11 protein-coding genes are annotated in these 12,445 nt (G+C 52.1%); all 11 read left to right on the top strand.

All coding sequences use genetic code 11. The features are described from left to right. Positions 1-45: 45 nt before the first annotated feature. Entirely contained in the window at positions 46-609 is a 564-nt protein-coding gene (locus E5161_RS18065; RefSeq protein WP_136779285.1) for a TRAP transporter small permease, read from the top strand. Then, positions 606-1,883 (top strand): TRAP transporter large permease, encoded by a 1,278-nt coding sequence (locus E5161_RS18060; protein WP_136779284.1) that lies wholly within the window; start codon positions 606-608, stop codon positions 1,881-1,883. The genes E5161_RS18065 and E5161_RS18060 overlap by 4 nt, the downstream gene beginning before the upstream one ends. Before the next feature lie 303 nt (positions 1,884-2,186). Then, positions 2,187-2,429: a 3-dehydroquinate dehydratase gene (locus E5161_RS18055; protein WP_136779283.1), complete on the top strand. Its 243-nt coding sequence runs from the start codon at positions 2,187-2,189 to the stop codon at positions 2,427-2,429. Between the two features lie 229 nt (positions 2,430-2,658). Then, entirely contained in the window at positions 2,659-4,455 is a 1,797-nt protein-coding gene (locus tag E5161_RS18050) for a sensor histidine kinase (RefSeq protein ID WP_136779282.1), read from the top strand. Positions 4,456-4,479: 24 nt separating this feature from the next. Further along, entirely contained in the window at positions 4,480-6,066 is a 1,587-nt protein-coding gene (locus E5161_RS18045; protein ID WP_246042416.1) for a response regulator, read from the top strand. Between the two features lie 118 nt (positions 6,067-6,184). Continuing rightward, on the top strand, positions 6,185-7,021 hold the full coding sequence (locus E5161_RS18040; protein WP_136779280.1) for a sugar phosphate isomerase/epimerase family protein: 837 nt from the start codon (positions 6,185-6,187) through the stop codon (positions 7,019-7,021). Positions 7,022-7,042: 21 nt separating this feature from the next. Next, positions 7,043-8,035 (top strand): Gfo/Idh/MocA family protein, encoded by a 993-nt coding sequence (locus E5161_RS18035; protein WP_136779279.1) that lies wholly within the window; start codon positions 7,043-7,045, stop codon positions 8,033-8,035. Positions 8,036-8,101: 66 nt separating this feature from the next. Then, positions 8,102-9,376 (top strand): ABC transporter substrate-binding protein, encoded by a 1,275-nt coding sequence (locus E5161_RS18030; RefSeq protein ID WP_136779278.1) that lies wholly within the window; start codon positions 8,102-8,104, stop codon positions 9,374-9,376. Positions 9,377-9,428: 52 nt separating this feature from the next. Further along, positions 9,429-10,379 (top strand): carbohydrate ABC transporter permease, encoded by a 951-nt coding sequence (locus E5161_RS18025; protein ID WP_246042408.1) that lies wholly within the window; start codon positions 9,429-9,431, stop codon positions 10,377-10,379. A 15-nt stretch (positions 10,380-10,394) separates the two neighbouring features. Further along, complete coding sequence (locus E5161_RS18020) at positions 10,395-11,231, top strand: carbohydrate ABC transporter permease (protein WP_136779277.1); 837 nt, start codon at positions 10,395-10,397, stop codon at positions 11,229-11,231. Positions 11,232-11,254: 23 nt separating this feature from the next. Then, positions 11,255-12,421, top strand: coding sequence for an N-acetylglucosamine-6-phosphate deacetylase (gene nagA, locus E5161_RS18015; protein ID WP_136779276.1), 1,167 nt, complete (start codon positions 11,255-11,257; stop codon positions 12,419-12,421). The last annotated feature ends 24 nt before the right edge of the window (positions 12,422-12,445 follow it).

The raw sequence follows: 12,445 nt of genomic DNA, 5'->3' as shown, positions 1-12,445 counted from the left end.
CTGCATTCAGGAACCCTTCTCTCCTCTTTACAGGTGGTGTTTTACATGAACAAACTGATCAACAAGATCACCGCCTTCTTGAATTTCCTATTAGCGGTGTGTCTTTCACTCATGATTATTTTCGTATTCGGCAACGTCGTTCTCCGGTACGCCTTTGACTCGGGGATCACGTGGTCGGAGGAAGTGTCCCGGTTCTTGTTCATTTGGTCCATTTTGATTGGATCCATTTTGGCGCTGAAGGACAATGAGCATCTGGGAGTCGATTCTCTTATTAAAAAGCTGTCGATAACAGGCAAGAAAATCGTATACGTCATCAGCAATCTCATGATTCTGGCGACGATGGTGCTCGTATTTATCGGATGTTGGAAATTGACGATCCTGAATGTCGACCAATCCGCCCCGGCTACAGGCATGCCTTATGCCTATATTTATGCGGTCGGATGTCTTATGTGTGCTTGCATGGTCCTGATTGTCTTCGCCAGGCTTTACCGGGTGCTGGCTGGAAAAATGGAAGAACGCGAGTTCATCATGACAACAGATTCGGACGAACTTGTGCAGCAGAATGAGACAGACAATGACAACCATGAGGAAGGGGCGAAGAAATCATGACTTTGGCGATTTTCGTCCTTTCGCTCCTTGCCGTAATGGCACTCGGCATTCCGGTCGCTTTCGCTCTATTAATCAGCGCTATCGTCCTGATGTTCACCATGGGCAATTTCAATACCCAGATTCTCGCGGGCAACTTGATCGATGGAGCCGACAATTTCCCGCTCATGGCGATCCCGTTCTTCATGCTTGCCGGGGAGCTCATGAACGCGGGGGGGATAACGAGGCGTATTGTTAATTTTGCGATGGCTTTTGTTGGCCATATTCGCGGCGGACTTGGGTTCGTAGCGATTATCGCCAGCGTCATCTTCGCAGGAATATCCGGCTCGGCTGTTGCGGATACGGCGGCGCTTGGCGCGGTTTTGATTCCGATGATGGCGGCTGCCGGGTATAACAAAAACCGTTCGGCAGGCTTGATAGCGGGAAGCGGGATTATCGCTCCGATCCTCCCTCCCAGCATCCCCATGATCGTCTTCGGCGTAACGGCCGGCGTTTCGATTTCTAAGCTGTTTTTGGCGGGCATCGTGCCCGGACTCCTGCTTGCTTTGGCGTTATCGATTACTTGGACCTGGATTGCCAGAAAAGAAAAGGTGAAAGTACAACCGAAAACGACGGCAAAAGAAAAATGGCAGGCGACTCGTGATGCCCTCTGGGCGTTGATAATGCCTGTGATCATAATCGGCGGCTTGCGCGGCGGCGTCTTTACGCCTACGGAGGCCGCGGCTGTAGCTGCTGTATACGCATTGTTTGTCGGTTTATTCGTTTATCGCGAAATCAAGCTCAAGACGCTTTACAGGCTGTTAATTGCAGCGGCTAAAACCAGCAGTGTCGTGATGTTGTTGGCGGCAGCCGCAATGGTTTCGAGCTGGCTCATTACGGTGGCCAATATTCCGGCACAGCTCGAGGACATGCTTCAACCGTTCATGCATAATCAGTTCCTGCTTCTCATGGTTATCAACGTGATCGTGCTGATCGTGGGTTCGGCGATGGACGTGAACCCGACGATCTTTATCCTGACGCCGGTGCTCATGCCGGTCATTACGGCGGCAGGCATCGATCCGGTGTACTTCGGGATCCTGTTCGTATTGAACAACTGTATCGGCCTTTTGACGCCGCCGGTCGGAACCGTGCTGAACGTCGCGGCCGGGGCCGGCAAGATCAGCATGGACGACATCATGAAGGGCGTTTGGCCGTTCCTGATTGTAGAGATTATCCTGTTGCTGGTCTTGACCGCGTTTCCTGGTTTGGTTCTGGTGCCGCTGGGATGGTTCCACTAAACCTGTCGAAGAAGGCTCCGATGAATCTTCTCCAAATAATTGCCCACGCTTAAAAATGAGTGTCCACGAACACACCAAAAAGGCTGGAAACTGCACGGGTAAACTCCCACGCAGAATCCAGCCTTTCTCATCCTATTATCTTTCCGCGTTTTGGGTTTCCGTACGATTTATTTCTTGCTCCTGTAAAATTATTCGTCGTGTTCTCGCAATTTTCACAAAATATTAAGCTTCATTTTATATAGTGATGGTAAGTTATTATAAAGGATGTAGCACAGCGAAAATGGCCATTCGAGGTGACGAAAAATGAAAACGGAACTCAAAAAAGTCATCATAGAATTTCACGAAAATCAAATCCCGGTATATTGCAAGGACGACAGACGGAAAGTGATCGACATGCTGCTGGAAGTGCTGGAACGCAAGCTGGCGACCGGAAGACGAACCGTTCAACGGTTTCTTGCTACTCTGGACAGTGTGGAAATCGAAGGCTCGGAAGCGATCCTTTACTCGACGAGAGAACGTGGAACACTGGCGTTGTCGCTGTATTGACGGTTGCCGGCGGGAATGATTAACGTTCATCATGTACATCACCGAAAGAGCAGCTCGCCAAGGCGGGCTGCTCTTTCTGCGTTAGGAGAGACAGTAAATTTTACCCACCCGCAATGGACTTATGATTCGACAAAACAAGTGGAAGTTCCACAAAGGATAAGATTTGCAAGGGCGAGAACAGAGAAAGGGTGAGCAATTCCGTCAACATCGCACGGGGAAGGTGGTGCCGATGAGAACGAAAATGTACAGTCTGTGGAAAGCCTTTCACTCGATTCAAGTACGTCTCATTTGTTATTTGCTGATCGTCATGCTTCCGTTAATCGGCGTCAGCCTCTACGCCATTAAAGATTCCGAGGCGCTCCTCATCCAACAAACGAGCGACAAAACCTATGCGGCGTTGTCGGCGTCCATCGATTACATCGATGTGATCATGCGGAGCATCGAAAACATCTCGATATTGATTGCCTCAGACAAAGAGATGAACAGCATTTTGTCCGATACGGACACGATGGGCAAAAAATTCGGTTCGACGCTGATCATGAACAAGGTCTCGCGAATTTCCGCGATGAATCAGTTCATTTCCGATATTTCGATTTACCAGCAGGAGACGGGCACGCTCGTCTCTTCGTCGAAGACAGGCGTCAGGAAAGTATCGTTCGAAAACGAGTCCTGGTACAAAAGGGCTTACCAGCTTCGCGGGTTGAGTGTACTCGTCAATCCTGACGGCACGCCAGACCGTTTTCGCAACGTCGACTACATCTACAACAAAGACAACGTTTTGCTTGTGCGCGCGATGGGATTGGACAGGCCCGGTTATAACTCGAACATTGTCACCGTAGCCGTGCAGCGGGCTGTACTGCTGCAGTCGCTTCAGCAATTACTTTCCGGCAGCAGCAGCCAAGTCTTTCTTCTATCCAACGAGAATCAACTCATGGCTTCATCGGGCGACCGCTTTACATTTAAATGGATCTCGGACAAACGGAGAAGCTTCCTTGCTTTGTCACCCGACGGAAAACAGGAAGTTTTCGTCAGTAAAGTGTCATCGCCCGATTCCTCCTGGTCGATCGTGCTCGTTCAGCCCAAAAGCTCGCTCTACGAGGCATCGAAGCAAATACAGGAATACATCTTCATGATCATCATCGTCAGCGTTTTGCTCGCTTTGATCATTTCCTGGATCTTGTACCGGAACATCACCTCACCGCTTAAAATGCTCTCGCGGGGCATGCATCAAATTCGCAAAGGGTTTTACAACGTATATCTCGAGAAAGAACGTAACGACGAATTCGGTTTTCTCATGGATTCTTTCAACCAGATGGCTCAGCAGCAAGGCTATTTGATCCGGGACATTTATGAGCAGCAAATCCAGCGCTCGAAAACCGACCTCAAGTTTCTGCAGTCGCAGATCAATCCCCACTTTCTGTACAACACGTTGGACTCCATCTATTGGGCTGCCCGCAATTACGAGGCGGACGAAATCAGCGAAATGGTGCTCAATTTGTCTAAATTTTTCAGATTGAGCCTGAGTAAGGGCAAAGAGACGTTCACCATGGAAGAGACGGTTGAGCATCTGCATTATTACATCCGTATCCAGCAATTACGGTTGCTTGACAAGTTCAAATACGAAGTTCGGTTGGCCGAACCCACCAAAAAGCTGAATATCATTAAACTGGTGCTGCAGCCGATCGTCGAAAACGCGATTTTTCACGGGCTCGAAAAAAGAAGAGAACTGGGCGGGGAGCTGACCATTGCGTCGGAGATCGAAGACAACCGTCTGAAGATCCTTGTCCAGGACAACGGAATCGGCATGGATGAGGAGCGCCTGCTTTACGTGAAGCAGCGGTTAGGTGAAATTACCGTCCATTCCTCCTTGGCGACTGAGAATCCGATTCCGGACTTATTCGGCATTCGCAATGTGAAAGCGAGGCTATTACTTCATTACGGGGAACAGGCGGATCTTCAGTTCGAAAGCCGAAAATTCGAAGGGACCGTCGTCCGGATCTTCATTCCGCTGGAGAAAACGTCTTGAACGGGAGGTCATCGCGTGAATCTGATGATTGTCGAGGATGAAGTTCGGCTGCTCAACAGTCTCGCCTACCAAATTCCATGGGAATCACATGGGATCGAAGTCGTGGCGCTAGCCTCGGACGGTCTCGAAGCCAAATCTATTTTTGAACGAAAGAAACCGGACATCATCATTATGGATATCCTCATGCCGGAAGAGGACGGTTTGTCGTTGTCGGGCAAAATGCTGAAGCAGACGCCGGATACCCGGATTATTATTCTCAGCGGACACGATGACTTCCAATATGCGCAAAAAGCGCTGGAAATCGGCGTTTTTAAATACTTATTGAAGCCGGCAGGCGACGAAGAAATTATGAATGCGGTGCTCGAGGCCGCGGAAGCGACCCGGAAAGCTCGGGAAACGCGCCATAACTTCGAAGCTTTGCAGTCCCGATGGCTGGACCACCTGCCGCGCCTGCGCGACGGCTTTCTGAGAAACTGGGTGGGCGGCAATTACTCGGATGCGGAGATTCACAGGCTCAGCCGGGAACTATCCATGGCGGTACATCAACGCCGCCCTTATTGTACAGCCGTCTCCGAGGTGGATCCGCTGCTCCACACGGAGAACCGGTTCACCAAAACCGACATGCCCCTGCTGCACTTCTCGTTATACTGCATCGCGAACGAATTGTTCGGCCGGGAGGGCTGTTTCGTATTTCAGGACCATGACGGAGCGACCGTCGTGATTTTTGCCGCTTCCGAGTCGGAGAGCACGGGAGCTTTCATGCAGCGGACCAACCAATCGATGACCCAACTTGTTTCGATTGCCCGCGAGTGCCTGAAGGTGACCGCGAGTGCGGGAATCGGTCTGGCCGGCAGAATGGGTTCGGTATCCGTGTCCTATAAACAGGCCAGAAGAGCATTGCAAGAACGCGCAGTACTGGGACATGAAATCGTCATCCCTTATCGTGAGCAGTCGAACGTAGCCTATACTTTTGAGTTTTCGGACGACTTAGAGAAAAAATTGCTGATCGCGGTGGAAATCGGCGAGAGATCGGAATCGGTTGCCGAAATCGTCTCGATCTTCGACAAGCAGATGGAAAATTTGAATACGCTGTACGCCTTCCAGGAATACAGGCTTTATGTGCAAAGTCTGTTGATCCGGGTCATTCACGAGCAAGGCTGGTCCGTCTCCGATGTATTGGATGAGGACTCGGTGTATCTGCAATCTCCGCGCGGGATTCAAACGAAAGAACAAATGCAGGATTGGTGCCAAAGTATGGTAGGCAAAATCATGAGCTATGCGGAGGCGGAGCGAAAATCCGGCACTCACCGTCTCATCAAAAGCATTTTAGCGCTCATCGATCAAAGCCTGCATGAAGATATCACGCTGCACACAGCCGCGGATCGGCTTTATGTGAATTCTTCTTACTTGAGCCGCTTGTTCAAGAAAGAAATGGGCAAATGCTTCTCCGATTACGTGCTGGAGCGAAAAATGAAAAAAGCGAGGGAGCTGCTTCAAACCGGCCTCAAAGTATCCGATGCGGCAAGGAGCACCGGTTATTTGGACACCAGCTATTTCATCAAATTGTTCCGAAAATTCTGGGGAGTAACCCCGGGAGAGCTCAAAAAATGAGAATCCGCACATCGCGATTGGTCATCATCGTCCTATGAAAAGTAATGGTTGTCCCCTTTTTCGCCTCCTTCCTTGCGGCCTACAATGAATTTGATAGGCAGAGAAAGGGGATGGAACAATGCTCAAAGGGATCAATCAGTGGTGTTTTCCCGACGGTACCCGTCTCGAAGACGTATTCGGTTACAGCAGCAAGGCCGGTTTCGACGCGGTCGAGCTGAATCTGTACGCTCCCGGCGAAACCGGTCTCACACTCGATACCACCGCATCCGAAGCGGAGAAGATCAAGCAGCTGGCCGATTCTTACGGCATTCAATTACGCAGCTTGTCTTCCGGTCTGATGTGGCAAAACTCCCTCTCTTCCGAAGACGAAGAGGTGAGAGCCCGAGGCCGGCAGATCGTGGAAAAACAAATCCAGCTTGCAAGCATACTCGGTATTGACACTATCCTTTGCGTGCCCGCCTTCGTAAAGAAAGAAGGCGATAACAGCTACGATGCCTGTTACCGGAGAAGTCAGGAGGAGCTGGCGAAGCTGGTGCCGGTTGCGGAAAAATATCAGGTACATATCGGAATTGAGAACGTGTGGAACAAATTTTTGATGTCGCCGCTCGAAATGGCCCGGTATATCGATGAGCTCGATTCCCCCTATGTCGGAGCGTATTTCGACGTCGGGAACGTGCTCAACTTCGGCTACCCGGAACAGTGGATCCGGATTTTGGGCTCTCGTATCCGCAAAGTCCACGTGAAAGATTTCAAGATCAGCGTCGGCAATATCAACGGATTCGTACCGCTGCTGGCAGGCGACGTGGATTGGCCGGAAGTGCGCAAAGCGCTCACGGAAATCGGGTACACGGACACGTTGACCGCAGAGCTGAGCTGGTATGAGGCAAGTCCTTATCAGACGGCGTTCGACACGGCGCGTCACCTGGATATTATCATCGGCGGAGACGAGCGATAATGGGAAGGAGCTGTGGGACGTATGAGTAAAGTGAGAGTCGGCTTCGTCGGCGCCGGGGGTATCGCCGGAGCCCATATGGAAGCGCTGAGTATTCATGAAAAGGTGCAGCTGACGGCGGTGTGCGATGTGGTCGCGGCAAGCGCGCAAAAGGCCGCCGATCGTTACGGGATGCAGGCTTACGGCGACTTCGACGCGATGCTGGAGTCGGAACAACTGGACGTGCTGTTCGTTTGCGTACCTCCTTTTGCTCACGGAGATATTGAGGAGAAGGCATGCGCTAAAGGCATTCATCTATTTGTGGAGAAACCTCTCGGACTCGATATGGACGTAATCCGCAAGAAAGCGGAGATCATTCGTCAAGCCGGCATTATGAGCGCATCGGGGTACGTGCTCCGTTATCTGGATACCGCTTCCAAAGCGAGAGAGTTCCTGCAAGGCAAAACGATCGGTCTCGTTCGCGCGCACTATATGACCAGCTTTGTTCCGACACCTTGGTGGAGAGACATGGCCAAATCGGGCGGGCAGCTGGTCGAGCAGACGACGCATACCGTCGATATGGTTCGCTTCCTCGCGGGCGATATCCGCAAAGTATACGCTCAGATGGCTCTGCGCGTCATGGGAGATATCGAGAATCTGAATATTCCCGATGTCGGTACGATGTCCATTGTGTTTGATTCCGGCGCCGTCGGGCATGTGGACACCTGCTTTATTCAACCGGATCACCGGGTAGCGGTCGAAGTGCAAGGCCGGGACTTCCGTGTTGTACTGGACGGATCTACCTTGAGCATTACGGAGAACAACCGCACCGTGACAGTCAAGAGCGAAACGAAAGATATGATGTTTGCGCAGGACAGCGCGTTTATCGAAGCCGTGCTGACCGGAGACAGATCGCTGATCTTGGCGCCTTATGATGATGCCTTGAAGACGGTCGAAGCGACGCTCGCCGCGAACAAGTCCGCAGAAACCGGCCATGCCGTTGTGCTGGGTGAAGAGGGATTGACCGTCAACGCATAAAACGTGCAGACGGCCAAATTGTGAAAGCGCTCGCAGAGTCGAGTTTATAATAATGGAGGGTTCGGTATGAAATTCAGGCGTTTGGTGATCAGCTGTATAGCTGTCTTCTTTGCGCTCGGTGCCGCGGCTTGTTCATCCGGAGGCGGATCGGGCGGCAAAGGAGGCAAGTCGGGCGGGAAAGTGGATATCGTCTGGTGGTTCCCGGCGAAGGAGCAGGAAGCCACGATGAAGAAAATCGCCGAAGAATTCAACAAAAAGCAGGATCATATCAACCTGAAGCCGCAGCTGAACGCGGGAGCGGACTACTACACCAAGCTGCAAACCGTGCTGGCTGCCAAAAACGGCCCCGATGTTATGTGGATGAACGGACCGAATTTCCCGAAATTTCAGTCGAAGGGCTTCCTCATGAAATTGGACAACAAGGTCGACACCGACGGAGTATCCATGACCAACTACCCGGAATCGTTGGTTAAGCTGTATTCGAAAGACGGCTATTACGGGATCCCGAAGGACTATGACACGATCGGATTATTCTATAACAAAGAGATGTTCGATAAAGCCGGCGTTCCGTATCCGTCCGACAAATGGACGTGGGATGATCTGAGAAGTGCAGCGTTGAAGCTCACGGTGAAATCGGGCAAAACCGCTTCCCAGTGGGGAATTGCCGCCCATCTGTCTACCCAGGAAGTGGTATATCCTTTCCTCGTGCAAAACGGCGTGCTGCCGATCGCCGAAGACCGGAAATCCCTGAAATACGACAGCCCGGAAGGCATTGAAGCCGTTCAATTCCTGTTCGACCTGATGTACAAAGACGGCTCTTCGCCGGACGGCCAATACATGACGGACAACGATCCGCTGCAATTGTTCCAATCCGGCAAAGTGGCCATGATCATGAGCGGTTCGTGGCAAGCCAAGCCATATTATGACGCGCTGAAGGATAAGGTGGACGTCCAGATGCTGCCGTCCCACATGAAAAGCGGCAATATTATTCACGGTGTCGCTTGGGTCGGCAATGCTAATTCGAAACATCCGGACGAGGTCTGGGAGGTTCTTAAGTATTTGGGCTCCAAGGAAGTGGCGATGCTGCAGGCCGAGACCGGCACGGTGATCCCGGCGTTCAATGGCACACAGGACGCATGGGTCAAATCGATGCCGCTCAATTTGAAAATCTTCATTGATTCCACTTCAATCGCGGAGCCGTATCCGAGCGCCTTCGATCCCGAGTGGGAAACGCCGGTCAACACTCATTTGACGAATATTTGGCTGAATAAAGAAACACCCTCTGACGGCTTGAAGAAGATTACCGAAGAATCGAACAAAGTATTGGCCGCCACGAATTAAGAATGGGGGGTCCCTGCTCGCCGGGGACCCTTTTCCACAAGGAGGGGATTCCATGTCTTTAGCCAAAGAGCCCCAAATGATGTTGACCGGATCGGCTGTGAAATCCGCCTTACGTACTCGCGAAATGCTATGGGGCTATTTTTTTATCGCTCCCGTCGTCATCGGATTGTTTATTTTCGTAGTCATTCCTATCATCGCTTCACTGGTTCTTAGCTTCTCGAGCTGGGACGGTTCTAGTAACATGAATTTTATCGGTCTGGACAATTTCGTGAAGATGTTCTCGGACCAAGTGTACCTCAAAGCGTTAAGGACGACGACTGTTTACACCGCCATAACGGTCCCGGCCACCATTATTTTATCTGTCATGGTGGCGGTGATGCTGAATCGCCAAATAAGAGGCCGGGATGTGTACCGGCTCATCTTCTTTCTCCCATCGGTAACGATGCCCGTAGCGATTGCCGTTGTTTGGAAGTGGATGTACAACGGCAGCAACGGCTTGATCAATTATTTATTGTCGCTTGTCGGGATTGACGGGCCCGGCTGGATTACGGACGAACGTTTTATTTTGACAAGCATTATGATCATCGCCATTTGGGGCGGTATCGGCTACAACATGATCATTCTTCTCTCCGGTTTGCAAGGGATCCCGGATACTTACTACGAAGCGGCCTCGTTAGATGGAGCGACGTCTTGGAGCCGATTTGCCAACATTACCGTGCCGCTGCTCACGCCGGCGATTTTCTTTGTACTGGTGACCAGCTTGATCGGCGCCTTCCAGGTGTTCGACCTCGTCTTCATGCTGACTCCCGTGACGTCAGGCGGTGGAGCCGGCGGGGTTCTTCAGGACGCCACGCGCACGGCGGTGTTCTCCATTTATCAGAATGGATTCACCTGGTTCAAAATCGGTTATGCTTCCGCACAAGCCTGGGTGTTGTTCGTCATTATATTCCTAATCACCATGCTGCAGATGTACCTGCAGAAAAGGTGGGTCCACTATGAATAAGGAGGAAGCACATCCATGGTCGGCGAAAAAGGTACAAACCCGGTCGCGCGCGTTGTCATCCATTCGGTATTGATTCTCGGTGCCCTGACGATGCTGCTTCCTTTTTTCTGGATGATCACGACTTCGTTCAAAACCTATGCGGATTCCGTTCAAATTCCGCCGGTGTGGTTTCCCGCAAAGCCTGATTTTTCTTGGTACCCGAGAATATTCGAGCAAGTACCGTTCGGCCGGTTTTATTTCAATACGATTTGGGTCACCGTTGGGCGGACCGTTCCGCAGGTCTTTTTGTGCGCGATGGCGGCGTATGGCTTCGCCCGGCTCCGGTTTCCCGGCAGAACGGCGATCTTTATCGGAGTATTGGCCATCCTCATGGTACCTTCCCAAGTGCTGCTCATTCCCCAGTATTTTGAAATGGTCCGATTCGGCTGGGTGGACACCTATAAGGCGTTAATTGTTCCCGGCATTTTTTCCGCTTACGGCACGTTTTTGCTGCGGCAATTTTTTCTCACGCTGCCCAAGGAACTAGAAGAAGCGGCGGTCATCGACGGCTGTCATTATTGGACGATCTTCTGGCGCATCTTGCTTCCGCTGACCGTGCCGGCGCTCGCGGCCTTGACGTTTTTCGTCGTGCTGTGGAGCTGGAACGATTTTATGTGGCCCATGGTCGTGACCAATGACGAATCGATGCGCGTATTGTCCGTCGGCATCAACTCTCTTCAAGGCGTATACACCTCACAGCAGCCGCTGCTCATGGCCGGAGCCGTGATGGCTACGATCCCGCTTCTCGTATTCTTCCTCGTGCTGCAGCGGTTCGTCATTAAAGGGATTTCATTCTCGGGCATTAAAGGCTAGAGAAAGAAGGGGCGCAAACCGTCATGGAAACGAAGCAAACGATGTTTGACCATGCCAAATTGTACTTGCCGGAGGGTCCTGTGGACGACGGCTGGATGCTGGTAGATGAAAACGGCCGAATTGCCGCTGCTGGAGCGAACGGTGAAGCAAGGCCCGAGGATACAACAATTGTAACGGTGGATTGCGGCGGCCGCGGCTTGCTGCCCGGACTCATCGACGTACATGTCCATGGAGGCGGAGGATATGACGTGCTGGGCGAATCGTTCGAGCACCTGGACGGCATGAGCCGCTTCCACGCTGCGCACGGTACGACGACGTTTCTTGCGACCACCAGCACGACCAACCATGAAACCATTCTTCGAGTCCTCGATTCTGTGTCCTCGATGATGGGAGAGCTCGGCGGAGCGGACTTGGCGGGCATTCATCTCGAAGGTCCGTTCATTGATGCCGTTCGGCGGGGCGCCCAATCGCTGGAGCATATTCAGCCGCCTTCGGTCGATAAGATGAAAGCTTATCTGGAGGCATCGCGAAACTCGATCCGAATCGTGTCGATGGCACCGGAACGCGAAGGAGGCCTGGAGCTCGTATCCTTTTTGGCCGGCCGCGGAATTACGGTTTCCGCCGGTCATACGAATGCAACCTTGGAGCAAATGAAAGCCGCGGTATCTGCTGGCGTGCGTCACACGACTCATCATTTTAACGGCATGAGCCCGCTTCATCATCGTGAGCCGGGCGCGGCAGGAGCAGGAATGGTCCTGCCGGAATTGACGACCGAACTGATCTGCGACGGAATCCATGTTCATCCCGAGGTCGTAAAGCTATTGTTTGCGGTCAAGGGACCGGCTTCGGTCTGCATGATCACCGATGCCGTCTTCTGTGCAGGTCTTCCTGACGGGGAATATGGCTCCGTCACCCTGAAGGAAGGACAGGTGCTGCTGTCCGACGGTACGAGTCTGGCGGGAAGCGGGCTCACGACACTGGCCGCTTTGCGAAATGCGGTCAAGTTCACCGGCCTCCCGCTGGAGAGGATTCTTCCTTCCATTACTAGCGTTCCGGCCCGGCAGGCCGGCCTTTCGGACCGCAAAGGCTCATTATCTGCGGGCAAAGACGCAGATTTTCTTGTCGTGGATGAAGATCTCGAGCTCCTGGCGACTTATGTCAGAGGCAAGCCGGTCTATCAAAGACAATGATCTGTGAAGGGAGCCGTGGAGAGG

Origin of the sequence: Cohnella pontilimi, from assembly GCF_005049045.1 — a bacterium.
GTDB lineage: Bacteria > Bacillota > Bacilli > Paenibacillales > Paenibacillaceae > Cohnella > Cohnella pontilimi.
The sequence above is the reverse complement of the archived record's forward strand: the minus strand, read 5'-3'. Positions and strand labels throughout refer to the sequence as shown.